Origin of the sequence: Oribacterium sp. oral taxon 102, from assembly GCF_013394775.1 — a bacterium.
Lineage (GTDB): Bacteria > Bacillota > Clostridia > Lachnospirales > Lachnospiraceae > Oribacterium.
This window is the reverse complement of record NZ_JABXYT010000001.1, coordinates 1,591,882-1,615,709: the sequence shown is the minus strand read 5'-3', so window position 1 is coordinate 1,615,709 and position 23,828 is coordinate 1,591,882. Positions and strand designations below refer to the sequence as shown.

Sequence of the window (23,828 nt, the reverse complement as noted above, 5' to 3'; positions counted from 1 at the left end):
GGAAGGGTCAGCAGGAACAGAAAGGGCAGAGTGCCGGAGGAGCTGGCGCAGCATGCAGCGAAGGAAGGGCAGCGGGATATCCCGCTGCCCTTCCTTCGCTGCATTTCATCATTTCCATGCTTATGAAATAGCGGCGTTCCGCGTGTTTTTATGGCATTCCCTCCCTTGGCGCCGAAGGATTCGGCAGGGGAATCGGCGTTTCCACAGTCTGCTGCAAAACAGCATTTCTCCCGTCTGCTATAAAAGAGAGACGCCGAAGGCGTTGACCAGTCCGTCTAGCCGCTGCCCTGCCTTGCAGAGCGGGCATTCATGGTATTCCGCGAAGCTGTAATCCGGCAGATCCTTCCGCCCGAAGACGGAGAGCACCGGCATCCCGTGGATCTGGGAGAGGGAGGAGAAGATCGCGGAGATCCCTGCGAGGGTACCTCCGTAGTAGAGAATCGCCTCCATGATGCGGTTCACGGTCTTCCCGGTACAGATCGTGCCGCCCAGAATCAGGACATGCTTTCCCTCGACGGCGTGACGGAGATTGTCGCGGAAGATGACCTGCGAATTGGAGTTGTATTCCGGCGTCACCACATAGATGGTCTTGTGGGCATTGGTATTGAGGAAGCCGCTCTCTGTGAGCTCCTCCGCGAGGTAAGCGCCGATGACCTCGGTTCCCTCGACACAGACGATCGTGTCAATGACGGTTCCGTAGAGATACATACTGGAGAGCGCACTGGCGATATCGTGCGCCTCGCTTGCCCGCGTTTTCAGCGTCGTGACATCCAGAAAATAATTTGTGTGTGCATGGTTGGTTGCGAAATGTCCGCGCCGTACCTTCAGCGGCGCGCTGACTCCGGAGCTGGTGATCTTCGTATACTGCTTATCCATAGGCTGCCTCCTTCTATTTCTTGCTGTTTATAGTATAGCAAAAATAAGAAGAATTAAAAACATTTTTCTGCCGCAAAAATATAATAAAAAGAAAAAACCACTTAAATTATATGGCATATAGGAAAAAGGCTATATCGAAGCTATGATAAAAGCTATAGGCATATCCTATACTTACTATTGTAAATAACTGCACCGATATTACTGTATACATCTTGTACAAAATGATGGGAGTGTGTTATTCTGACTGTACAATAATTCACTATAAATTTCAGAATACAAAGGGGGATTTATGGATTCAACAACATTACTTGTCGGCACCCTGGGCTATGTGATGATTATAGCCATGGTCATTACGCTCTTTAAGAGCAAGACCATTCCGAGTATTGCGTTTATCGCATTTCCTACCGTTCTCGGACTGATCCTGGTAGCCTGCGGCTATTACTCGATCGAGCAGATCGGCGCGCTGGTCAAGGGCGGCTTCGGAAGCACAGGCGCTACCGCGGCGCTCTTCGTCTTCTCCGTTCTGTACTTTGGGATCATGACCGATGCCGGACTCTTCGATGTCGTGATCGGTAAGCTGATGGGGCTCATCGGCAACAGCGTGATCGGTGTCTGCGTGATGACCTCCATCATTGCCATCATCGGACATCTGGATGGCGGCGGCGCTTCGACCTTCCTGATCGTCGTTCCGTCCATGCTGCCGGTGTATAAGAAGATGCACATGAAGCCGACCTCTTTGCTTCGCATCACCGTACTTTCTATGGGTGTCATGAACCTGATGCCGTGGGCAGGCCCGACGATGAGAGCCGCATCCGTGCTCGGCATGGAGGCAGGCAAGCTCTGGGGCACACTGATCCCGATCCAGATCTTCGGTATCCTGCTCAGTCTGGGACATGCGGTGGTGACCGGTATGCAGGAGAAGGCGAGAGGCGCCGGACTGAACGGCAAGCTCGCGGAGACAGAGGGGGAGGTCGTTCTCGATGAGAGCGCGAAGGAGCAGGCGAACGAGCTTGCGCGTCCGAAGCTTTTCTGGTTCAATTTCGTGCTCACGATAGCGGTGATTGCGCTTCTCGTATGGGATCAGTTCCCGAGCTACTATCCGTTCATGCTGGGTGTTGCCATCGCGATCCTCGTGAATTACGGCTCCTCCGTCAAGATGCAGAAGAAGATCATCAATCTCCATGCGGGTCCGGCGCTGATGATGTGCTCAACGCTGATGGGAGCTGCGGTGCTGATGGGGATCCTCGTATACGGCTTCAACGTGGATGGCAAGGCAGTGATCGCGAAGCCGGGCGTTGAGATCCAGATCGCGTCTGTCGTGACCTGCATGGCGGAGATGGTGAAGCTGATTCTGCCGCAGTTCCTCGGACAGCATCTGCCGCTTGTGATCGGTGTGCTTTCCGTTCCTCTGGCACTTGCGTTTGACACCGACAGCTACTTCTACGGTATGCTTCCGGTCGTTATCGCGATCGGCGCGGGCTTCGGCGTAGAGGCATTGCCGATCGCTGTCGCAATGGTGGTCTGCCGCAACTGCGCAACCTTTATCAGCCCGATGGTGCCGGCGACGCTCCTCGGCGTGGGACTCGCAGAGGTCGACATCAAGGATCATATCAAGAATTCCTTCCTCTATGTCTGGGGCTTCTCGATCCTTTGCATGATCGTGGCGGTTATTTTCGGCATTCTGCCATTGTAAATACTTGAATTTATAGGATATAATCTACAGATGGGGAGACGCAGGCGTCTCCCCATTATGCCGTATCACAGGGAGGGCAGGGCAATGCTGACAGAGGTTTTTCCGGGAATCTATAAAACGGTACTGCACAATGCGACGGTGGAGCAGGGCGTGAGTGAGATCAACATTTTTCTGATCCCGGGAAGGACGGGAGAACGAAGCCTGATGGTCGATACCGGATTTCATCAGGAGAGCTGCCGCAGACAGCTGGAGGAGGCGCTCGCGGCGCTGTCCATCCCGGTTTCGCAGCTGGATATCTTCCTCACGCACCGGCATCACGACCACTGTGGGCTCGCCGGGGACTTCGCGAGGAGAGGCGCGCGGCTCTATATGAATCCTGAGGAGGAACGGCATCCCTATGACTGCATCACCTATCGTCCGACGGGAGAGACGGCAGAGGCGCAGCGGAGGGTGCTTCGCTATGTCGGGGTGACAAGGGAGGAGACGCCTGCGCTCTGGGCGAGCTTCGAGCGGGTGAGCGCAGAGGCAGAGAAGCAGAACGGGCTGGTGCTTGCCATCACCTCCTTCCCCTATACCGCGGTGCGGAGGGGAGATCGCTTCCGCTACAGCGATTATCATTTCCGTGCGATTCCGCTGCGGGGGCATACCTACGGACAGCTGGGACTGATGGACGAAGAGAAGCAGCTCTTCTTTTCCGCGGATCAGCTGATCAACGGCGTCACACCGATCGTAGCGACGACCTATCCGGACGAAGCATTGCTCCAGAGCTTCTTCGATTCGCTGGAATATGTCAAGCGGAGATGTACGGAGGGCTGGACGGTGCTCCCCGCGCACGGGGATACGATCTGCGGCGGGGCGGCGCTTCGGGATGCGGTGGATCGGAGCGTCTTCTCCTATCTGGAGAAGTGCAGCCGGGTGAAGGAGCTGCTCGCGGAGGAAGAGCGCGTCGAGCAGGAGAGGAGTCGCGACGGGGCAGCGAAGCAGGCGGCAGATCTCCTTCGGACGATGCACCGGAAGGAGGGAGAGCGGACGGTTCGGGAGCTCATGGAGCTCTGCTACCATGTGGAGGAGGAGCCTTCGGGCGGAGCTGATTTTTTCAAATACAAGATGACCCTGACGAAAACCTTCAGTATACTGGAATACCTGTACGGGATTGATTTCATCACGCGAAAGGAGCGGGACGGCATCCTGTATTGGAGCCTGCGGCGGGAGTTGCCTGTACGGTAGCAGGACACGGTTACAGAGCAATTGGTTCTCAAGGGAGACAACAGGGATATGTAAATAGTGTGCAAAAACAGAATTTTAGCGGTGGAAGTTTTCAAACAAGTCCTTGACGGCTTCCGAATTCTTTGCTATATTTATGAAGTTGTTTGACGAGGTGTGATAATGGTAGTCGGCCAGCCTGGAAAGTTGGTGTCCGTTCTGCGGATTGTGGGTTCAAGTCCCATCCTCGTCGCGAAGACCCGAGAAATTATCGGGTCTTTTTTATTTTACAGGGCAATCGGTGGTTGTGATATGGAAAACAGTATTATATAATAAAAGACAGTTTGGTGCCGCGTCCCCGTGAGAAAGCGCGGGCGGTATCGGATAGTCTGATAAAGTGAGGAAATGTAAGTGATTGTATTGGTTGATTTTGAGAACACCCATCAGAGCGGCTTCGATGGGTATGAGTATCTGAATGAGAGGGATACTCTGGTAGTGTACTACAGTGATGAAAATTCCGCCCTCCCGCGAGGGATGGTTGACGACCTGAAGAGACGGAGCGTCAATGTAAAAATGGTGAAGCTTCTGAAGCAGCACAGCAACGCGCTGGATATGTACATTGCTTCGACGACAGGGATGTACCTGGAGTCTGGTGAGAAGATCTGCATCGTCTCCAAGGACAAGGGCTATGCCGCGGTGCGGGATTTCTGGCACAGCCTGCGCGGCGCGGAGATCCTGCTCGGAGAAACGATCGAGGAGTGCTTCCTGCATTCTGTGCAGAATGACGACGAGCGTATCCGGAGTGCCAAGGAGCGCTACCAGAAGGTGCAGATCACGCAGGCGTTCGAGACGATGAACAGGGTGCCGACCCGCCCGACGCTGAGTCGTGGGAACCGGAGACGCCTCGACTTCGATACGAACCGGAATCTGGAGCCGATTGAGCTTCTGCCGAATCCGCTTTCGCTTTCGAAGCCGGAGGAGACAGAGCCGGTGAAGCCGGAGCCGGAGGAGAGGCAGACGGTGCGGAAGGCAGAGTCGGAAAAACCGCATAGAGAAATACCGGCAGAGAAGACGGAGAGATCCGAAGAGCCTGCGGCGGCTCCGGCATCGGCGGAGAAGACGGCATCTCCTGCTCTGAAGTCTCCCGCGAAGAGGAACGAAGCAGCGATTTCCTATGTATATGATCCTGTGACGCGGACGATGAAGCAGGTCGGCGGAGAGCCTGTGGAGGAAGCAGAAGAAACGGCAGCCCCGGAGCAGGGGGGCAGCTCCGAGCCGCTCAGTGCGGAGGAGGAGAAGCCTGCGCACAAGAAGAGACGCCGCAGAAGAAGAAAACCTGCCGGAGAGCGGGCGGCTGCAGAGTTCGGTGCGGATGCCGAGGAGGGAGAGCTTTCGGCAGAGCCGGAGTCGGATGCAGCGTCCGCTGCTGCAGAGTCACAGCCTGAAGCTATGTCTGCCGTATCGATCTCGACAGAAGTGAGGACAGAAGCAGAGACGGCTTCTCGGGAGACCGCAGGAGAGTCGCTTCCCGCAGCAGAGGGAAATGCAGCCATAGAGGACAGTGTATCCACAGCGGAAAGCGCAGCATCTTCGGAAGATGCAGTAGAGACAGAGAAAAAGCCGAAGCGCCGACGCAGAAAGACTGCCGCGAAGAAGGCAGAGGAGAAGCTCGCCCCGTCTGAGACGGAGACAGAGCGCGCGGCGGAGAAGACAGAAGAGGCTCCGGAGAGCGGCGAAGGGGAAGCGGAGGCTCCCGAAGAAGTGAAGCCGAAGCGGCGCGGACGGAAGCCTGCCGCAAAGAAGGCGGAGGAAAAGAAGGAAGAGAAGAAGCCTGACGAAAATAAGTCCGACGAGAAGAAAACAGCAGAGAAAAAAGCTGCTGTGAAGAAGGAGGGCGACGAAGCAGAGACGAAGCCGAAGCGACGCGGACGGAAGCCCGCCGCGAAGAAGGCGGAGGAGAAGGCAGAGTGAAGAGGCAGAACAGAATAGAGTGAAACGGAAAAGACGCGGCACACGCCACGTCTTTTCCTCTCCTATGGAAAACTATGGAAAACCCTGAAAGGAATAAAATGCCGGAGCGCTTCTCCTCAGGAGAGTGCGGCAAGCGCCTGTCGGAGATCCGCGATCAGATCCTCCTTGTCCTCGAGACCGCAGGAGTAGCGGATCAGTCCTGCCGGGATCCCTGCTTCCTGCAGCTGCTTCTCTGTCAGCTGCCGGTGCGTGGTGCCCGCCGGATTCAGGCAGCAGGTTCTGGCGTCAGCGACATGCGTCTCGATCGCCGCGAGCTGCAGGCTGTCCATGAACTTCGCCGCAGCCGCGCGGCCGCCTCTTAAGCAGAAGGATACGACACCGCAGCCTCCCCTCGGCATATACTTTTCAGCGAGACTGTGATAGGGATCGGAGGGCAGTCCCGGATAGCTCACGGATTCTACCTCCGGCTGTACGGAAAGGAATTCGGCGACAGCCTGCCCGTTTTCCGCATGACGCGGCATCCGGACATGCAGAGATTCCAGACCGAGATTCAGCAGGAAGGCATTCTGGGGAGACTGCATCGAGCCGAAATCACGCATGAGCTGTGCGGTGCATTTCGTGATGAAAGCACCCTCTCTGCCGAATTTCTCTGCATAGGTGATTCCATGGTAGGACTCGTCCGGTGTGCAGAGCCCCGGAAACTTCTCCGCATGCGCAGTCCAATTGAAGCTGCCGCCGTCCACGATGACACCGCCGAGGCTCGCACCGTGTCCGTCCATATATTTGGTTGTCGAGTGGGTGACGATGTCTGCGCCCCATTCGATCGGACGGCAGTGGATCGGGGTCGGGAAGGTATTGTCCACGACGAGCGGAACGGCATGCGCATGGGCGGCACGCGCGAATTTCTCGATATCCAGCACAGTGAGCGCGGGATTCGCGATCGTTTCTCCGAATACCGCTCTGGTATTTTCACGGAAGGCGGCGGCGAGCTCCTCTTCGCTGCAGTCCGGACTGACGAAGCTCACGGAGATCCCCATTTTCTTCATCGTGACGGAGAGGAGATTGAAGGTTCCGCCGTAGATGGAGGAGGATGCAACGATATGAGAGCCGCACTCGCAGATATTGAAGAGTGCGAAGAAATTCGCCGCCTGTCCCGAGGAGGTCAGCATTGCCGCCTTGCCGCCCTCGAGGGCCGCAATCTTCGCTGCTACATAGTCGTTGGTCGGGTTCTGCAGTCTCGTATAGAAGTAGCCGGAGGCTTCAAGGTCGAAGAGCTTTCCCATTTCCTCACTGCTCTCATATTTGAAGGTTGTGGACTGGATAATCGGGATCTGCCGGGGCTCTCCGTTTCCGGGACGGTAGCCTGCCTGTACCGCCTTTGTGCCAATGCCGTATTTATTCATTTTGCGCTCCTTCATAATCATAAATTATAGCTTCGAGGATAAGTATAACTCAAAGTAAAAAAAATAGAAAGAGAAATCCTTTATACTATGACAGTGCTTTCCACCAGAGCTCGGCGCGGGTATTTATTTCACGCAGAGGTAGATGAAGTATGCGGCGTAGGAGAGCAGCATCAGAATGCCGCCGCTGCGCGTAAGCTTGTGATCCTTCAGGACGCAGAGCCAGAGCAGAACCGCCGCTGCGATCGCGACGACGGAGTCTGCCACGAATGCGGGCTGGAAGAGAACCGGGATGATCATTGCGGAGGTGCCGGCAACGAAGAGGATATTGAAAATGTTGCTGCCGACGATATTGCCGATCGCGATGTCGGCATTGCCCTTCCGTGCAGCAATGACGGAGGTCACGAGCTCCGGAAGCGAGGTGCCGAGCGCGACGACAGTCAGTCCGATGAACCGTTCGCTGACGCCGAGAAAGCGTGCGATCTCCGTGGCGCCTTTGACGGCGAGATTACTGCCGGCGATAATGACGGCACCGCCGCCGGTCAGCATCAGAAGCTGCAGCCAGAGCGGAAGCCGTGCGACCGGCTCTTCTTTCTCTTCGCATTTTTTCGCTATGCGAAAGAGATAGGCGAGGTAGCCGAGGAAGATCAGCCAGTACAGAAGTCCTTCCCAGCGGCGGATTTTATGATCCAGACCGGAGAGCAGGAAGACGATCGTAACGGCGATCATCAGCGGGATCTCGATCCGGACGGTGGATCTCTGCACCGGAATCGGAAGGATCAGGGAGGTGATGCCGAGGATCAGCAGGATGTTCAGGATATTGCTGCCGACGACATTTCCCACTGTGATGCCGGCGGCGCCGGAGAGGGCAGAGGTGATGCTGACAGCCGCCTCCGGAAGGGAGGTGCCCATGGCGACGATCGTAAGCCCGATGACAAGCTGCGGGATGCCGAATCTGCCCGCGATGCCGGCGGCGCCCTCTACGAACCAGTCCGCACCCTTGACGAGCAAGACGAAGCCTGCGAGCAGAATGAAAAGTGAAAGTACGATCTCCATATGATACCTCCTGAAGCTGTGTGTGGGAGGGAAGCCTGCCGCTTCGGTCTTGAACCGGAAACAGAAAAAACGAGACTTCCGTTGTAGATTCTACAACAAAAGTCTCGCTGCTTGGTCATAAATCCGGATTGCTGTAGCAATCGTATTGACGGAATTACAAACGCCTGCGCGTCAGCTACTCCCTTTTATCAGAGTGAGAAAAGGATAGCAGATCGCCGCTGCGCTGTCAAGCATTCCTTTCTGTCATCTTTTCAGCGATTTTCCCTGACCTTTCCTCCGACCTCTCCCTCTGATTTTTTTGAGGGAATTTCCGGAGGGATGCACTGCCATGCAGGGACGGCGCACGTAAGGAAGCATGGAGGCATCGAAAAAGTTATGTGTCAACGGGCGTATTACCTTATAGCAGACTGAAAAAATCCCGAAGATAACGGAGTGCCTGCGTCTCCTCGGTGAAAAGGCTGTCTCTCCATTCGGCGAAGAGTGCTTTGTCCTTATATTCCCGGAGAAAAACCGGAGTGAAGACGGGACTCAGCTCCGGGAGAAAAAGCCCGCACCGTCTTTGATAAGCGGTTTTTGCGCTTGCCCTTTCCCGGGAACGGCTGTCCACAAACTCGGCGAGGGAGCAATGGACAGCGGTATCCTCCGCAGGCAGATAGTAGTAGTTCTTATAGTCTGCGTGAAAGTATTTCAGCTCGCCCTCATAGAGCCGGACAGAGAGATTGATCTCCCTGCCTGTGATATTCAGGAGTACGGTATTCGGCAGGAAGCCGCTCTTCTTCAGCTCGGCAGTATCCAGATCGACGGGGCGGGGCAGGGAAATCTCACTCTCATAGAGGAGATCCAGGCAGACGCCGTCTCCGGTCGGAAGCGGAATCAGATCCTTGTGCCGGAGAAGCGCGGGAGCGGAGCGGATGAAGCTGTAGCTCAGGATCGGGAGGATGCGGGGGAGATTCTCGAGATCCTCGGCGTTATGCAGGAGCAGGGTACGGAGCTTCTCCGGATCCCGATCCCGGAGATATGCCTGATAGAGGAGGATCAGCTCCCCGCCGTCGAAACGATCCTCCCGCTCGATCCCGAGGAAGCGTTCACAGCTTTTCAATCGGTAGCTGGGGAGGCGGAGCAGGGATTTTCCGGGACGAAGCAAGCGGAAAATATCGAAGCTCTCGACAGAATCGAAGGGCTGAGGGAGACCGTATTGCGTACACATTGCCTTCAGGAAGGGAATGTCGAAGCCCTCTCCGTTAAAGCTGACGAGCTGCTTCCTTGTGCGCAGCAGTTCGAAGAAAGCATGCAGCATCGGGAGCTCATCTGCGGCGGATTCGGCGAAATACTGAAGCAAATGCCAGTCCTCCTGCTCCGGCTCATAGAATACGACACCGATCAGGTAGAGATTCGCCCTGTAGGCGCTGAGTCCGGTCGTCTCTATATCGAAGAAGAGTGCATTCTCTGCTTCGATCCCCAGTGCGGAGAGGGAGAAATTCAGCTCCGGATCAAATGTTCTTTCAAAAATTTTCATAAATATAGAAATCCTTATATAAAAAACCTTACAGAGTAAATCTCCATGCCGAAAGCTTCGGCGCCGCCAATCGTATAGGTCCTGCACGCTGCTGCGCTGCCTTGTCCTTTGATTATAGTAGAGACTGCGGGAAATGAAAAGGGCAGGAAAGCGGAAGAATTGCCAAGCCCCTGGAACTATAATATAATGGTAACAGCGCACGACCCAAACAGATTTGGAGCATAGCTGACCGCATTTCGAAGAGTTGTGTTATAGCCTGCTCCGGGCACAGCTCGGGGAAGTCTATGACGAGCGGCGAATGGACACAGAAATCAGAGGGTGCAGACCGTGGATTTCTGAGATAGAACGCGCGCAGCGAATCGGAAAAGAAGTCAAAACCCTTTGTACAGCTCATCGGGAGCAGGAAAGGCGGGGAAGAATGGAAATCAGGGAGAGCAGATTCGGGGAATATCTGGAACGGCTTTCGTCAAAGTCTGCGATACCGGGCGGCGGCGGCGCTTCGGCGCTTGCGGGTGCTTACGGCGTGAGCCTCGGACTGATGGTCGGGAACCTGACCCGCGGGAAAAAGAAGTATGAGAGCTTCGCGGCGGAATTAGAGCACTGCATGGAGAAGCTTGAGAAGCTGCGCGAGACATTCCTCGTGCTTTCCGGGGCGGATGAAGCGGCATTTCTCCCGTTGTCCAGAGCCTATGCCCTGCCGAAAACGACAGAGGCGGAGCGGCTGGCACGCAGTTCGGAGCTCGAACGCTGTCTCATCGCGGCCTGTGAGCCGCCGATCCGTATGATGGAGCGCGTCTGCGAGGCTCTTCTCTATATGGAGGAGCTGGCGGAGCACGGGAGCCGGCTTGCCATATCGGATATCGGCGTCGGCGTGCAGTTTCTGCATACGGCGCTCAGCGGCGCGATCATGAACGTTCATGTCAATGCGGCGATGCTCAGGGACAGGGAGAAAGCGGCGGAGTATGAGAAGTATGCCGGACGGCTGCTGGAGGACGGCAGTCATAGGGTCTGTGGAATCTATGAAAGGGTAGAGCAGGCGCTGAAAAAGGGACAGAACAGCGGAGCGTAAGGAGGGGATATGAAGGAGCTGAGAGGAAAGCAGGTCGCGGAGCGTCTGAAAAACGAGTGCCTAGATTTTGTGGGCAAAAGAAACGGGGAAATGCCGGCGCTGGCGATTCTCCGCGTGGGAGAGCGAGAGGCGGATCTCTCCTACCAGAGGAGTGTAAAGAAGCGCTTCATGGATTTCGGGCTGGAGGTAAAGGACTATGTGCTCCCCGAAACTGTTTCCGATGCGGAATTCCGACAGACCTTTGACTTCCTGAATGAGGATCCGGAGATTCAGGGAATCCTCGTGATGCGTCCGCTTCCGGCACAGATCGATGAGAGCTATGTCATTCGCAGGCTGAAGCCGGAGAAGGATCTGGATGGTCTCACGAATGAGAATCTTGCCGGACTTTTCCGCGGGGAGGAGCATGCTTTCGCGCCCTGCACCGCGCAGGCGGTCGTGGAGCTATTGAAGGAATATGAGATCCCGCTTTCCGGGAAGCATGTCGTGATACTCGGCCGCTCTCTGGTAGTCGGAAAGCCGCTTTCCCAGCTACTGCTCGGAGAAAACGCGACAGTGACGATCTGTCATTCAAAGTCGGAAAACCTGAAAACGATTACACGACAGGCGGATATCCTCGTGGTCGCGATCGGGAAAGCGAGGGAGGTAGGCTCCGGCTATATCCGGGAGGGCGCAGTCGTGGTAGATGTCGGCATTCACAGCGACGCGAAGGGCAGACTCTGCGGAGACTGTGATTATGATACGATGGCAACAAAGGCAGAGGCGATCACGCCGGTTCCGGGAGGATTGGGGATCGTGACGACCGCCGTGCTCGGGAAGCACCTCGTGCTCGCCGCGGAGAGACAGCGGAGAACCGGGGCGAAGGAGAACTGACCGAAGTCTGGAAGAAACCTGTGGGATATGGAGCTTTCGGGAAGCAGAAAGGAGGAGTAATGCTGTTTTTACAGTATCCGCCATGCTCGACCTGCAAGAGGGCGAAGGCATGGCTGGATGAGAGGGGCATGTCGTATACGGCGCGGGATATCAAGGCGGAGAACCCGAGCTATGAGGAGCTTCGGAAATGGTATCAGAGGAGCGGGCTGCCGCTGAAGCGCTTTTTTAATACCAGCGGGCTTATCTACAAGGCGCTCGGACTGAAAGAGAAGCTTCCGGAGATGTCGGAGGAGGAGCAGCTCCGGCTGCTTGCCACAGACGGGATGCTCGTGAAGCGCCCTCTCCTGATTACGGAGAGGGGGATCGTTCCGGGCTTCCGTGAGGCAGAATGGGAGAAGCTGCTGTAAGGGGAGAAACGCAGCGAAAAAGCGGATATCTATGCCGGGATTTCCGGCAAACAATGTATAAGAGTACAGGAAGCATATTGAGTAAGGGAAGGAGTCGGCAATGAAACGAAGCATGGCAGTGATAGGTCTGCTGGTACTGGCGCTGGCATTGAACGGCTGCGGCAGGACAAAGGGCGGAGAGTCCGCGGGGAGCGGAGGCATACAGGAGCGAAGCGGTAAGGAAGAAAAGGAAGAAAAGGGAGAAAACGAGGGAAGGAACGGTACAAAAAAGGAGGGAAAAACAGAAGACAGCGGGAAGAATGCGGGAAAAGGGAAAAAGCCGGAGCAGATAGAGAAAGCTGCTTCGGAGCTGCTATCCGGCGTCGTGGTAAAGGCGTACAGCCGCGGGCACAGCGGAGACAGCTACAGTGTTAGCGTCGTCCGTATCGCCGCCGGACTCTCCGCAGAAGCACAGGAGACATATCCTGAGCTTGCTGCGGCGCTTGAGAGCTGCCAGAGAGAGGAGCAGCAGGCGTTAGACAGAGAAGAAAAGGCGCTTTGGGACGAAGCCCGGCAGAACAGCGGAGAGCACTGTTATCTCTATACAGACCGAAGCGCGAGGATCCTGCGGGGAGACAGCCGTGTACTCAGTGTATTGGAGGAGACGGAAAAGAAGCGCGGCTGGGACTGGGGGACGGATTCTATAACGACGCAGATCCGGAACCTTGATGTAAGGAGCGGCAGAGAGCTGACGCTCTCCGACGTGGTAACAAAGAAGGAAATTTTGTTTTCTCTTCTGGCGAAGAAGCTGGAGGAGACCGGAGCGATCCGAAGCGGCGCGGCACTCTTGGATTTTTTGAAAAAAAATGAGGATACGCTTTGCTGGGGGCTGGATAGCGAGGGGCTGCACTTAAGCCTTCGTCCGGAGGAGCTGGAGGCGCTTTCCTCTGTACAGACAGTCAGCATTTACTTCGAGGAGGCACCGACGCTCTTCCGGAGCTACTATACGGAGACGCCGGAGAGTTATGTGCTGCCCTGTACCGATACGCATCCGGTCGCGATCGATGCAGACGGAGACGGAGAGCGGGAGCTTCTGCGGCTGACGGAGCTCTCGGATGGAAATGAATGGGGAGGCTTTGACCGGCTCCGTCTCGAGCTCGGAGCTCGGAGTCTGGAGCTTCTGTTTCCCGCATATGATAAGGAGTGCTATGTCCTATACTATAACGGACGTTACTATGCTTATCTGACATTGCAGGGCGAGAATGACTTTAAGGAAACCTATGTGGTGGATCTGAAGACGCTGGAATACAACAGCGAGAAAGCAATTTATGGCTGGATTGGCAGAGAGAAGGACGAGTATCAGATTACGGATACGGGTTATCAGGGCAGCGTGACCAGCGATCTGTTCTATAATCCGGAGCAGTTCTATATGGGACATACGCTGCAGCTCCTCGGAACGCATATCGCATATCAGAGGGTAAGGGTTGGGAGGAACGGCTGCCCGGAGGCGACAGAGGATTGGATGGACTTCTATGGAAATACTGTGGTTAAGCTGGTCGGGTCTCTTGACTGTGAGACAGTGGATTATTTCGGCAGCGCAGTGAAGGGCGGGAGACCCGCTGTCGGAAGCTACCTGCGTTTCATGCGGACGGACGGCAGGAGCTGGGTAGACATGCAGCAGATAGAGGAAGCGAATGTGAAGGCATTCGGCGAGGAGGATTGGAAGTTTTACAGCACCATAGACGGATATATCCCGGAGAAGGACGGCACCAAGCCGATTTATCGTATTTATCTGGATCATGACGATGAAAGCTGCATAAACGGAATAGAAGAAAGTGAGATCTTCGAGGGAATCATGTATGCCGGATAAGCGGGACGATCGAAAAACGGCAAAAAAGGCTCGGAAAATCCCCAAATCAGCTTGACGCTCCCGGATAGTATGCTATAATACTATACAGTTTGTACCCGAAGGGAGGTTTGGGGTTAGATGTCTAATGTTATCGTAAAAGAGAACGAGTCTCTCGACAGCGCGCTTCGCAGATTCAAGAGAAACTGCGCGAAGGCAGGTATCCAGCAGGAGATCCGTAAGAGAGAGCATTACGAGAAGCCGTCTGTAAGACGTAAGAAGAAGTCTGAGGCTGCCAGAAAGCGGAAGTTCAACTGATTCATAGAGTTTCGAGAGTCCTGATTCCATCGCGAGTCAGGGCTCTCTTCTGCGTTATGGCAGATTGGCGAGCTGAGAGGCATATGATTTATCATAGCCCTCGGGGGGCCCGCCGGACGCCATTTGCTTGCCAGTTCCGGCAATAAATTGTAAAATATGCTTGCGAACGGCATGACCGGGCATGTACCTGCCCCGAGATTTGCCCGAGGGCAGATAGAGTAGGAGGATTATGGCAACAGCAGAACATATTTTGGATGTCCCCGTAGAGCATGAACGGAACGTCCTCGGACAGCTGGACAGCTTCGTGAAGAAAATTGAGAGAAGCTTCCATGTTACCATCATTGACAGGGATGGTATGCTGAAGGTCATCGGGGAAGCGTCCGGCTGCGGACGGGCGGTGCAGGTACTGGAGAGCCTGATCCGGCTCTCAGAGCGCGGTAATGTCATCACCGAGCAGAATGTGGACTACGCCATCGGGCTCACGCTCTCCGAGAAGTCCAGTGCCGGTCTCGTGGAGATCGACAGAGACGTGCTGGCGCGCACCGCGCTTGGCAAGCCGGTGAAGCCGAAGACGCTGGGACAGAAGGACTATGCAGACAATATCCGCAGCAATATGATCACCTTCGGCGTCGGCCCGGCAGGAACCGGCAAGACCTATCTCGCGATGGCAATGGCGATTACTGCCTTCCGGGAGCAGGAGGTCTCGAGAATCATTCTGACGAGACCGGCGATCGAGGCGGGAGAGAAGCTCGGCTTCCTGCCGGGAGATCTGCAGTCCAAGGTAGATCCTTACCTCCGTCCGCTCTATGACGCGCTCTACCAGATCATGGGGGCGGAACAGTACCTCTCGAATGCGGAGAAGGGACTGATCGAGGTAGCTCCGCTCGCTTATATGCGCGGACGGACGCTGGACAATGCCTATATCATTCTGGATGAAGCACAGAATACTACGCCGGCACAGATGAAGATGTTTCTGACGCGGATCGGCTTCGGTTCGAAGGTGGTCGTAACCGGCGACCTCACACAGAAGGATCTGGAGGAGGGGAAGCGTTCCGGTCTCGAGGACGCGATGCGTATCCTTCGTAATGTAGAGGGTATCGCCTTTTCTGAGCTTACCAGCGCGGACGTCGTCCGGCACCCGCTGGTACAGCGCATCGTCAATGCCTATGAAAAGGCAGAGAAGAAGCAGGAGGAGAGAAAGAGCGATCCTCGCCTGTTCGGGGAGGCGCGGCGCAGAACTCGCAGGAGCAGGAGCTGAGGCAAAGAGGAGAGCTATGACAGTTACGATAGATTTCGAAGCGGAGCGGCGGCTCCGGCTTCCGTGGGAGGAGATTATCCGTGAGATCGTCTGCGCGGCGGCCGCATATGAGAATTGCCCATATGAGTGTGAGGTCAGCGTTCTGATTACGGACAATGAGGGGATCCGGGAGATCAACCGGCAGGAGCGGGAAATTGATGCGCCGACGGATGTGCTCTCCTTTCCGATGCAGCGCTATCTCCGTCCGGCAGACTTCACTTCGATCCGGGAGGAGGATGCCGGCTGCTTCAACCCGGACAGCGGAGAGCTGCTGCTCGGGGATATTGTATTAAATCAGGATCGGATTGAAAGTCAGGCGCGGGACTACGGACACGCGGAGCGGAGAGAGCTTGCCTTTCTCGTCGCACATTCCATGCTGCACCTCTTCGGCTATGATCACATGGAGGAGGAGGAGCGGATCGAGATGGAGCGCCGTCAGGAGGAGATCCTGACAGAGAGGGGCTATACGAGATGAGCACCGGAAAACGCAGAAGCAATTTCATCGTACAGGGTTCGCTGCTCGCCGCTGCCGGTATTCTCGTCCGCATGATCGGGATGATCTATCGTGTTCCGCTGACGGCGATCATCGGGACGGAGGGCAATGGCTATTACACCAGCGCCTTTTCGATTTATTCCCTGCTGCTGATCCTGTCCAGCTACTCCATGCCGACCGCGATCTCACGAATCGTGTCGGGGAACCGTGCGAGGGGACGGTACCGGAATACGGAGCGGCTCTTGCAGACTGCCTTTCTCTACGCGACGCTGGTTGGCGCGCTGATGTGTGCGCTGCTCTGGTTCGGCGCGGATCGCATCGCGGAGCTTCTGCGGAAGCCCTATTGCTCCTTCGTGCTCCGTGCGCTTGCGCCGACGGTCTGGATCATGGCGTATCTCGGCATTCTCCGCGGCTACTTCCAGGGGAGCGGGAACATGGTTCCCACTGCACTTTCCCAGATTCTGGAGCAGATATTGAACGCGGTCATTTCCGTGCTGGCAGCGGGAATCCTGTTCCACAGGGGAGAGACGGCGAATCTGCTCTATTCGGATACGGAATACAGCTACGCCTTTGGTGCCGCCGGCGGCGCCCTCGGCACCGGCGCGGGGGCGTTTGCCGCATTCCTTTTTTTTATTTTTCTCTACCTTTCCCAGCGCCGGTATTTTCGTCGGAAGGTACGGAGAGACGCGGGCAGGGCGGACAGCTACGGATCGATCAGCTTCGTGCTGGGTGCGACCATGCTGCCGATCCTGCTGTCCAGTACGGTATACAACATTTCTGCCGTTATTGACGATTATCTCTTCGGCAATATCATGACGAGACTGGGGCAGGCGCAGCAGATCGTGTCACAGTGGGGCGTCTTCGGAGAGTATCATATCCTCTTCAATATTCCGGTTGCGCTCGCCAATGCACTGTCATCCTCTCTGATTCCGAGCCTGACCCGCGCCGTAGAGGAGCATAGCCGGAGAGATACGGTGAGTCGGGTGCGCTACAGTATCCGTTTCACGATGCTGATCGCGCTCCCTTCTACAGTAGGACTCTGTGTGCTGGCGGCGCCGATCTGCAGGATGCTCTTTCCCGGGAAGAGCGTCGAACTGCTGATCCGTCTCACGCGTGTGGGGACGCTCGCAGTGCTTTTCTATTCGCTGTCAACCATCAGCAATGCGATCCTGCAGGGGCTCGGACATTTGCAGCTTCCCCTCCGGAACGCGCTGCTCGCGCTGCTTCTGCATGTACTCGTGCTGCCGCTCCTGCTTTTCACCGGAATGGGGATTTATGCGGTCGTGCTTTCCAATATCATTTTCGCGCTGCTGATGTGCCTGCTCAATCAGGCATCGATTCACCGGCATGTCCGCTATCGGCAGGAGATGGTCAAGACCTTCCTCTATCCGCTTACGGCGAGTCTGCTGATGGGAGGGGCGGCATTTACGGCCTATAAGGGGATCGCCATTCTGCTCGGAGGAAGAGCGGCGGGGCGGCTCGGGAGCGCCGTCTCGCTGATTCCGGCGGTTCTGCTCGCAGTGCTGGTGTATTTTGCGGTTCTGCTCCGCCTCCGTGCCTTCACCTCGGAGGATCTGGACAATATGCCGATGGGCGGGCGGCTGAAGCGCTTTGTACGGACATAGGAAAGGAGCTTGCGCCTTGGAAAGCCCAGAAACGAAGAAACGAAGCAGGCAGAGGAAACAGCCGGAGACCGCCGGGCAGCTTATCATCGTCGGCGGCGGTGCTGCGGGGATGATGGCGGCAGTCTGCGCGGCGCGGGCGGGCGCTTCGGTAACGATACTCGAACGGAATGCGCGGCTCGGAAAAAAACTTGCGCAGACCGGCAGCGGCCGCTGCAACTTCACCAATACGGACTTCCGGGAGGAATGCTTCCGGAGCGCCAACGCTTCCTTTCCATGGCAGCTGCTTCGGCGCTTTTCGCCGGAGGACAGCATCCGTTTCTTCCGGGAGCTGGGGATCTACCCCAGATACCGAGGGAGCTATGTTTACCCGCATTCCGATCAGGCGAGTTCCCTCGTGAATGCCCTGCGTCAGGCGCTTTCGCAGCTCTCGGTTCGAGTGATCTGTGACTGCCTCGTGGAGCGGATACAGAGAGAGGGGAGGGGCTTCCGGCTCCGATCCTCACAGGGCGGCTTCCGTGGGGATGCCGTGCTTCTTGCCGCGGGTTCCAGAGCCTTCCCTGTTACCGGCTCGGACGGCAGCGGCTATACGCTTGCCCGGCAGCTGGGACACAGTCTGATCCCGGTGGTTCCGAGTCTCGTCGGACTCCGCTGCGCCGGAAGGCAATATAAGGAAATGGCAGGCGTCCGCACGGATGCGCTCCTTACACTTCGGATCGATAGAGAAGAGGCGTATCGGGAGCGCGGCGAGCTGCAGCTTACTGATTACGGGATCTCGGGAATTCCGGTTTTTCAGTTCAGCAGACTCGCCGCTTACGGACTGCTGGAGCAAAAAAAAGTCTCTGTCACGATCAATTTTCTGCCCGAGCTTTCGGGGGAAGCGCTGCTTCTCTACCTTCGGGAGCGAAAGGAAATGCTTTTCTATCGGACGGCAGACAGCTTTCTGGAGGGACTGCTGAATCAGAAGCTCGCTTCGGTTCTCCTGAAGCGCTCCGGTGTGCCGCTCTCCGAAGCGGTTTCCGCACTGCGCGAGGAGACGCTCCGGCGGCTCGCGGAAGAGATTTCCGCCTATTCTGCCGAGGTCATCGCAGCGAATCCCTTCGAAAATGCGCAGTGCGCGGCGGGCGGCGTCGATACCTCCGAGCTGGATGCAAAGACGCTGGAGAGCCGGATCAATCCGGGGCTCTATTTTGCGGGGGAGCTGCTGGATGTGGACGGAATCTGCGGCGGCTACAATCTGCAATTCGCCTGGGCAAGCGGAGCTGTCGCCGGAAGAGCTGCTGCGGCGGCTCTCCGATGCAGGACAGGAAAAGTGCGGCAGAAGAAGCCAGATAGTCAAATGCTTTAGCAGGCAGCTTTCCTCGTTCTCTGATCGGGGGAAGCCATGCGGCTCTGTAAAGAAAGGAGCGACGAATGAAGCTGAGCTGGATCGGACATTCCTGCTTTCGGATCGAGAGCGGAGGCTGCAGTCTCATTTTAGACCCTTATGAGGCAGGCGCCGTTCCGGGCTATAGGCCCGTAGAGGAGACGGCGAATATGCTGCTGTGCAGTCACGAGCACAGAGATCACAATGCGAGAGAATCGGTGAGACTGCTTCCTGCAGAGGGCGCAAATCCTTTCCGAATCGAAACGTTGGACAGCTTTCACGACGACTGTCAGGGAGCGAAACGGGGGAGAAACCGCATTACGATTCTGTCCGATGGAGAGAGCCGGATCGCGCATCTTGGGGATCTCGGCTGTCTGCCGGAGCCGGAGCAGCTCGAGAAGCTTCGCGGACTGGACGTCGTGTTGGTCCCGGTCGGCGGCTGCTATACGATCGACGCAGCGGAGGCGGCTATACTGCTGGAGCAGATCAAGCCGAGGCTTGCCGTCCCGATGCATTTCCGAGATGAGACGCTTCATTTCGGCTATGCGGAGATCGCGGTGCTTTCGCCCTTCCTCGCATTGCGGAAGCATTGGCTCTATACAGGGGAAAGCAGTCTGGAAACGACGGAGACCTATTCCGCTGACACGATCGTGCTCGTCCCGCGGAATATTGAAAAAGGGAGCGCATTATGATACGGATCAATCAGCTCCGGCTTCCTGTCAATACAGAGGAGACAAAGATAGAAGAGCTGCTCCGCAGGAAGTGCGCGGCGCTGCTCCGGGTTCCGGAGACGAAGCCTGCGAGAATAGAGATTCTCCGGCGTTCCATTGACGCGAGACATCGTCCGGAGCTGTTCTTTTCCTATACTGTCTCCGTATCGCTTCCGGGCAGGGATGAGGCAGCGCTGGTCAGGAAGCTGAAAAATCATGATATTTCCTGCTTCATACCGGTGGAATATCATATCCCGACCCTTCCGGAGAGGATAGAAGGGATGCCGGGAGAAGCGTACTTTTCCATAGAAGAGCACCGCCCGCGTATCGTCGGATTCGGACCCGCGGGGATGTTCGCAGGACTTCTGCTCGCGCGTGCCGGGCTCCGCCCGATCATCCTCGAGCGGGGAGAGGCGGTAGAGGCGCGGGTGCAGCGGGTGGAGGCGCTTTGGGAGCAGGGAACGCTGCATCCGGACTCCAATCCGCAGTTCGGAGAGGGAGGTGCGGGAACCTTCTCTGACGGCAAGCTGAATACGCTCGTTAAGGACAAGGACGGGAGAGGGCGCTTCGTGCTCCGCGAATTTGTCCGGCATGGCGCGGAGGAGGATATCCTGATCGATGCGAAGCCGCATATCGGGACAGACCGTCTCGTAGAGATCGTACGGAGCTTTCGGGAGGAGATTCTCCATCTTGGGGGAGAAATCCATTTTCGGACGAAGTACCGCTATCAGGGGGACGAGAGCTATCCGATCGTCCTCGCGATCGGACATAGCAGCCGGGACAGCTATGAGGAGCTCTACGCTGCCGGCCTGCGGATGGAGGCGAAGGACTTCGCGATGGGATTTCGCGTGCAGCATCCGCAGCGCATGATTGACCGCGCGCTGTATGGGGACTGTGATTCGGAGACGAGACGTCTGCTCGGCGCTGCGGCCTACAAGCTCACGCATACGGCGGAGAGCGGGAGAGGCGTCTACAGCTTCTGTATGTGTCCGGGCGGCTATGTCGTAAATTCCTCCTCGGAGGAGGGCTGTCTCTGCGTGAATGGCATGAGCTATTCCGGACGGGACAGCGAGAATGCGAACGCGGCGATCATTATTTCTGTCCGGAAGACCGATTATCTGGGAGAAAAGAATCCGCTGAACGGTATCCGACTGCAAAGAGAGCTGGAGACGCGCGCTTATCAGCTCGGGAAGGGGAAAATTCCGATCGAGCGCTACGGGGATTTCCGTGCGGTAGTACTGGGAGAGCATATGCAGGTCAAAAATGGGATGCGGGCTCCGAAAGATGCAGCAGAGTGTATGCGGGAGCGTGGTGCGGGAGAGCCGATTGAAGAGCCGGTTCGTCCGCTGTTTCGCGGTGCAGCAGCGGAGGCGGATCTCACGAAGCTCTTTTGCTTTGAGAAGGGTTCTCCCTATGTCTCTCTGAATGATGTTAACCGTTCTCTGGTGGAGGGAATGGAGCACTTCTCCCATATGATTCCCGGCTTTTCCAGAGCAGATGTGATCCTTGCAGGAATCGAGGCGAGAACCTCCTCGCCGGTTCGCATCCCGCGGGACGAGACCTTTCGCGGAAGCATCCGGAATATTTATCCCTGCGGAGAGGGGGCTGGCTATGCCGGAGGCATCACCAGTGCGGCAATGGATGGGATGAGGGTCGCAGAGGCGATCATTCGGCAATACCAATCGTAAGTACTGATGTAAATAAAAGAAATATATCTATTCGCTAAACAAGAGTTTAGCGAATAGATATTAAGGAAAGGAAGCTGAGAATGCCGCTTAAATACCATGAAAAACTGGATAAGGACAACACGCTCCGGCTTCGCAGCATGCAGCGGGAACTTCCCGCATTCTGTCAGACTTTCTTCCGAGGGATCGAGCCGCGGACACAGAGCCGCACGAGGATTGCCTATGCCTATGACCTGAAGGTATTCTTTCGCTTTCTTCTGGAGGAGGTTCCATATTTCAGGAAATATTCCGCTGTTACAGAGATCCTCCTCGGAGATCTGGAACAGATCGAGGTGCTGGATCTGGAAAATTATATGGAATACCTGAAATATCGTACACGAAAGAAAATACTGGATGGCAAGGAGATTCAGGAGGATGTGCTGAATCAACCGAAAAGCATCAAGCGAAAAATCTCTTCTCTGAAAAGCTTCTATAATTATCTCTACCGGGATCAGCTGGTCAGGAAAAATCCTGCCGCTCTTCTCTCCCTGCCGAAGCTGCGGGAACAGGATATTGTCCGGCTGGACGGCAATGAGGTGGCAGATTTTCTGGACGAAGTAGAAAACGGTACGAAGCTGACGATGCAGCAGCAGAAATTCCATGAGAAAACGGCGCTGCGGGACTCGGCGATGATGAATCTGATGCTGGGAACCGGCATCCGTGTCTCGGAATGCGTCGGTCTGAACATACAGGATGTAGACTTTAACAATGACGGCATCCGTATCCATCGGAAAGGCGGCAAAGAGGTTACGGTGTATTTCAGTGATGAGGTTGAGCAGATTTTGCTGGCCTATATGGAGGAACGGCGGCATAAGGCTGCCAGTTCCGGATCGGAGGATGCGCTCTTTCTCTCTCTCCAGAATAAGCGAATGAATGTTCGTACTGTGGAGAAAATGGTGAAGAAGTATGCTTCTCTGGTGACGCCGCTCAAGCATATCACGCCGCATAAGCTGCGAAGCACCTATGGTACGAATCTCTACCGGGAAACCGGAGACATCTACCTCGTCGCCGACGTACTGGGCCACAGTGATGTCAATACGACAAAAAAGCACTACGCGGCGCTCGAGGACGAGCGTCGGCGAAGTGCCAGAAATAAGGTGCATCTAAGGGAGGACTGAGTCCCCCTTGCCGCTGCGTCATAATTAATTATGACGCAGCGGCACTCATCTTTTCTTTTACTGCGGTATCAGGCTTAGAGATAGCGAACGGTTTCGGAAAGCGGCTTACGGCTTCCGTGATTGGGCAAAGGTCCGCTTTCCTCTGCCGCATAGCCGAGATCCAGCAGCATCAATACCTCCTCGTTCTCCGGCAGTCCAAAGAGCTCCGCCGCCTTCTCCGGATCGAAGAAATTGACCCAGCAGCTGTCGAGTCCCGCATCCGCTGCCGCAAGGAGCAGATGTGTGGCGACGATACTGGCATCCTCGATGCCGGAATCCCGCTTTCCGCCCGGATAGTGAAAAACATTGTTACGGTCAAAGGCGAGCAGGAGCACGGTAGACGCACCGTAACGGCACGGCGTCAGTGCATCGATCTTCCGAAGCCCCTCCTCGGATTCTATAACGTAGATCCGCTGCTCCTGCAGGTTCTTCGCGGTGGGCGCCAGTCTCGCGGCCTCGAGAAGCTGCTGAAGCTTCTCTCTCTCCACCGGGCGTCCGTCATACTTTTTGCAGGAATAACGTTTTCCTGCAAGCTCTGTGAAATTCATACAAGCTTTCCTCCCTATAATGTAATTTTGCCGGCAAGACATGGTACTCTCTCACTCCCCTCTCTCTGCGGCAGTCTCCCCTTCTCCGGCGGAATGGCCGAAGGCGTAGAGCGGCGTAAGCTTCGCACGGCGCAGGGCGACCATGATTGCCGGGATCAGAATCAGCTGGATCAGGATGCCCGGAATCGCCCGCAGGAAGGCGGCGGAGAGAAACGCACTCATGGTAAAGGCTTTACCATTCAGCCCCAGCAGGATATACTGGGCAAGCCCCCACACGAGTCGTCCCGCAAGCATGGCGAGCAGCAGGGAACGATAGAGCGTCTTCGTACACTGCCATCTGGAATGGAGATAGAAATAGCCGGAAACCAGCGCATAGGTGCAGAGCTCGAAGCTCATCGCGAGAGCGGTCGGATACATCGGCGGCATTCCGAAAAGCGTGGAACGAAGGAGCGGCAGGACAAATGCCATCGGCGCGCCGTACTCGAAGCCGCAGAGCAGCGCCGAGAGGAACACCGGAAGGTGCATCGGCAGGAGCATGCTGCCGACGAGAGGGATTTGCCCGGTCAGGAACGGCAGGACGAGCCCCAGTGCGAGGAAGAGTCCGGTGAGCGTCAGTCTCCGGATGCGGTTTTGCTTTCGCATCGTCATATTTAGTCCTTTCTTGTGGCTGTGTATCGCAGTTCCGCATCACACATTGGTAACAGTTC

Annotated in this window: 21 protein-coding genes and 1 tRNA gene; 16 read left to right on the top strand and 6 right to left on the bottom strand. The window is 56.1% G+C overall.

Features of this window, described 5'->3' with window-relative positions; all coding sequences use genetic code 11:
* Positions 1-237: 237 nt before the first annotated feature.
* Positions 238-876, bottom strand: coding sequence for an orotate phosphoribosyltransferase (locus HW273_RS07340; protein ID WP_179011156.1), 639 nt, complete (start codon positions 874-876; stop codon positions 238-240).
* Positions 877-1,165: 289 nt separating this feature from the next.
* Between HW273_RS07340 and HW273_RS07335 the strand changes: the two genes are divergently transcribed.
* From HW273_RS07335 to HW273_RS07320, 4 genes are all read left to right on the top strand, one after another.
* On the top strand, positions 1,166-2,569 hold the full coding sequence (locus tag HW273_RS07335; protein WP_179011155.1) for a CitMHS family transporter: 1,404 nt from the start codon (positions 1,166-1,168) through the stop codon (positions 2,567-2,569).
* Positions 2,570-2,599: 30 nt separating this feature from the next.
* The gene (locus tag HW273_RS07330) at positions 2,600-3,796 is read left to right on the top strand and encodes an MBL fold metallo-hydrolase (protein ID WP_179011154.1); all 1,197 of its coding nucleotides are present in this window, start codon (positions 2,600-2,602) and stop codon (positions 3,794-3,796) included.
* A 145-nt stretch (positions 3,797-3,941) separates the two neighbouring features.
* Positions 3,942-4,025 (top strand) — tRNA-Ser (locus HW273_RS07325).
* Between the two features lie 158 nt (positions 4,026-4,183).
* On the top strand, positions 4,184-5,743 hold the full coding sequence (locus tag HW273_RS07320) for a PIN domain-containing protein (RefSeq protein WP_179011153.1): 1,560 nt from the start codon (positions 4,184-4,186) through the stop codon (positions 5,741-5,743).
* Positions 5,744-5,859: 116 nt separating this feature from the next.
* On the opposite strand, the gene HW273_RS07315 is transcribed toward HW273_RS07320, so the two are convergent.
* From HW273_RS07315 to HW273_RS07305, 3 genes are all read right to left on the bottom strand, one after another.
* Positions 5,860-7,146 (bottom strand): O-acetylhomoserine aminocarboxypropyltransferase/cysteine synthase family protein, encoded by a 1,287-nt coding sequence (locus tag HW273_RS07315; protein ID WP_179011152.1) that lies wholly within the window; start codon positions 7,144-7,146, stop codon positions 5,860-5,862.
* Positions 7,147-7,269: 123 nt separating this feature from the next.
* The gene (locus HW273_RS07310; RefSeq protein ID WP_179011151.1) at positions 7,270-8,199 is read right to left on the bottom strand and encodes a calcium/sodium antiporter; all 930 of its coding nucleotides are present in this window, start codon (positions 8,197-8,199) and stop codon (positions 7,270-7,272) included.
* Positions 8,200-8,596: 397 nt separating this feature from the next.
* On the bottom strand, positions 8,597-9,715 hold the full coding sequence (locus tag HW273_RS07305; RefSeq protein WP_179011150.1) for a ribonuclease H-like domain-containing protein: 1,119 nt from the start codon (positions 9,713-9,715) through the stop codon (positions 8,597-8,599).
* A 418-nt stretch (positions 9,716-10,133) separates the two neighbouring features.
* Here HW273_RS07305 and HW273_RS07300 point away from each other — a divergent pair, with 418 nt between their 5' ends.
* The 12 genes from HW273_RS07300 to HW273_RS07245 all read left to right on the top strand — a co-directional run bounded on the left by HW273_RS07300 (position 10,134) and on the right by HW273_RS07245 (position 22,534).
* Entirely contained in the window at positions 10,134-10,784 is a 651-nt protein-coding gene (locus HW273_RS07300) for a cyclodeaminase/cyclohydrolase family protein (protein ID WP_179011149.1), read from the top strand.
* A gap of 9 nt (positions 10,785-10,793) precedes the next feature.
* Complete coding sequence (locus HW273_RS07295; RefSeq protein ID WP_179011148.1) at positions 10,794-11,654, top strand: bifunctional 5,10-methylenetetrahydrofolate dehydrogenase/5,10-methenyltetrahydrofolate cyclohydrolase; 861 nt, start codon at positions 10,794-10,796, stop codon at positions 11,652-11,654.
* Between the two features lie 59 nt (positions 11,655-11,713).
* Complete coding sequence (locus tag HW273_RS07290) at positions 11,714-12,061, top strand: arsenate reductase family protein (RefSeq protein WP_179011147.1); 348 nt, start codon at positions 11,714-11,716, stop codon at positions 12,059-12,061.
* A gap of 100 nt (positions 12,062-12,161) precedes the next feature.
* Positions 12,162-13,910, top strand: a complete 1,749-nt coding sequence (locus HW273_RS07285; RefSeq protein WP_179011146.1) for a hypothetical protein — start codon at positions 12,162-12,164, stop codon at positions 13,908-13,910.
* Between the two features lie 117 nt (positions 13,911-14,027).
* A complete protein-coding gene (gene rpsU / locus HW273_RS07280) occupies positions 14,028-14,204 on the top strand; it encodes a 30S ribosomal protein S21 (RefSeq protein ID WP_005539624.1) in 177 nt (58 codons plus the stop codon).
* A gap of 229 nt (positions 14,205-14,433) precedes the next feature.
* Complete coding sequence (locus HW273_RS07275; protein ID WP_179011145.1) at positions 14,434-15,462, top strand: PhoH family protein; 1,029 nt, start codon at positions 14,434-14,436, stop codon at positions 15,460-15,462.
* A gap of 16 nt (positions 15,463-15,478) precedes the next feature.
* Complete coding sequence (gene ybeY / locus HW273_RS07270) at positions 15,479-15,976, top strand: rRNA maturation RNase YbeY (protein ID WP_179011144.1); 498 nt, start codon at positions 15,479-15,481, stop codon at positions 15,974-15,976.
* Entirely contained in the window at positions 15,973-17,619 is a 1,647-nt protein-coding gene (locus HW273_RS07265; RefSeq protein WP_179011143.1) for a polysaccharide biosynthesis protein, read from the top strand. The genes ybeY and HW273_RS07265 overlap by 4 nt, the downstream gene beginning before the upstream one ends.
* A gap of 16 nt (positions 17,620-17,635) precedes the next feature.
* A complete protein-coding gene (locus HW273_RS07260; RefSeq protein WP_243206766.1) occupies positions 17,636-18,964 on the top strand; it encodes an aminoacetone oxidase family FAD-binding enzyme in 1,329 nt (442 codons plus the stop codon).
* A gap of 65 nt (positions 18,965-19,029) precedes the next feature.
* Complete coding sequence (locus HW273_RS07255) at positions 19,030-19,674, top strand: MBL fold metallo-hydrolase (RefSeq protein WP_179011142.1); 645 nt, start codon at positions 19,030-19,032, stop codon at positions 19,672-19,674.
* On the top strand, positions 19,671-21,380 hold the full coding sequence (locus HW273_RS07250) for an NAD(P)/FAD-dependent oxidoreductase (protein WP_179011141.1): 1,710 nt from the start codon (positions 19,671-19,673) through the stop codon (positions 21,378-21,380). Before HW273_RS07255 ends, HW273_RS07250 begins: the two co-directional genes overlap by 4 nt.
* A gap of 80 nt (positions 21,381-21,460) precedes the next feature.
* A complete protein-coding gene (locus tag HW273_RS07245) occupies positions 21,461-22,534 on the top strand; it encodes a tyrosine-type recombinase/integrase (protein WP_179011140.1) in 1,074 nt (357 codons plus the stop codon).
* A 74-nt stretch (positions 22,535-22,608) separates the two neighbouring features.
* Here the strand turns inward: HW273_RS07245 and HW273_RS07240 are convergent, their stop codons facing one another.
* Positions 22,609-23,121 carry a nitroreductase family protein gene (locus HW273_RS07240; RefSeq protein WP_179011139.1) on the bottom strand — a complete coding sequence of 171 codons (513 nt, stop codon included), beginning with the start codon at positions 23,119-23,121 and terminating at the stop codon, positions 22,609-22,611.
* A gap of 51 nt (positions 23,122-23,172) precedes the next feature.
* Positions 23,173-23,769, bottom strand: a complete 597-nt coding sequence (locus HW273_RS07235) for an ECF transporter S component (RefSeq protein ID WP_243206765.1) — start codon at positions 23,767-23,769, stop codon at positions 23,173-23,175.
* Positions 23,770-23,828: the final 59 nt, after the last annotated feature.

Bases quoted from the DNA above. Each gene is read 5' to 3' on its own strand.
- HW273_RS07250 (WP_179011141.1), top strand. From the start codon at position 19,671: ATGATACGGATCAATCAGCTCCGGCTTCCTGTCAATACAGAGGAGACA.
- HW273_RS07300 (WP_179011149.1), top strand. From the start codon at position 10,134: ATGGAAATCAGGGAGAGCAGATTCGGGGAATATCTGGAACGGCTTTCG.
- HW273_RS07310 (WP_179011151.1), bottom strand. From the start codon at position 8,199: ATGGAGATCGTACTTTCACTTTTCATTCTGCTCGCAGGCTTCGTCTTG.
- HW273_RS07295 (WP_179011148.1), top strand. From the start codon at position 10,794: ATGAAGGAGCTGAGAGGAAAGCAGGTCGCGGAGCGTCTGAAAAACGAG.
- rpsU (WP_005539624.1), top strand. From the start codon at position 14,028: ATGTCTAATGTTATCGTAAAAGAGAACGAGTCTCTCGACAGCGCGCTT.
- HW273_RS07335 (WP_179011155.1), top strand. From the start codon at position 1,166: ATGGATTCAACAACATTACTTGTCGGCACCCTGGGCTATGTGATGATT.
- HW273_RS07285 (WP_179011146.1), top strand. From the start codon at position 12,162: ATGAAACGAAGCATGGCAGTGATAGGTCTGCTGGTACTGGCGCTGGCA.
- HW273_RS07275 (WP_179011145.1), top strand. From the start codon at position 14,434: ATGGCAACAGCAGAACATATTTTGGATGTCCCCGTAGAGCATGAACGG.
- HW273_RS07240 (WP_179011139.1), bottom strand. From the start codon at position 23,121: ATGAATTTCACAGAGCTTGCAGGAAAACGTTATTCCTGCAAAAAGTAT.
- HW273_RS07315 (WP_179011152.1), bottom strand. From the start codon at position 7,146: ATGAATAAATACGGCATTGGCACAAAGGCGGTACAGGCAGGCTACCGT.
- HW273_RS07255 (WP_179011142.1), top strand. From the start codon at position 19,030: ATGAAGCTGAGCTGGATCGGACATTCCTGCTTTCGGATCGAGAGCGGA.
- ybeY (WP_179011144.1), top strand. From the start codon at position 15,479: ATGACAGTTACGATAGATTTCGAAGCGGAGCGGCGGCTCCGGCTTCCG.
- HW273_RS07330 (WP_179011154.1), top strand. From the start codon at position 2,600: ATGGGGAGACGCAGGCGTCTCCCCATTATGCCGTATCACAGGGAGGGC.
- HW273_RS07245 (WP_179011140.1), top strand. From the start codon at position 21,461: ATGCCGCTTAAATACCATGAAAAACTGGATAAGGACAACACGCTCCGG.
- HW273_RS07305 (WP_179011150.1), bottom strand. From the start codon at position 9,715: ATGAAAATTTTTGAAAGAACATTTGATCCGGAGCTGAATTTCTCCCTC.
- HW273_RS07290 (WP_179011147.1), top strand. From the start codon at position 11,714: ATGCTGTTTTTACAGTATCCGCCATGCTCGACCTGCAAGAGGGCGAAG.
- HW273_RS07235 (WP_243206765.1), bottom strand. From the start codon at position 23,769: ATGACGATGCGAAAGCAAAACCGCATCCGGAGACTGACGCTCACCGGA.
- HW273_RS07265 (WP_179011143.1), top strand. From the start codon at position 15,973: ATGAGCACCGGAAAACGCAGAAGCAATTTCATCGTACAGGGTTCGCTG.
- HW273_RS07340 (WP_179011156.1), bottom strand. From the start codon at position 876: ATGGATAAGCAGTATACGAAGATCACCAGCTCCGGAGTCAGCGCGCCG.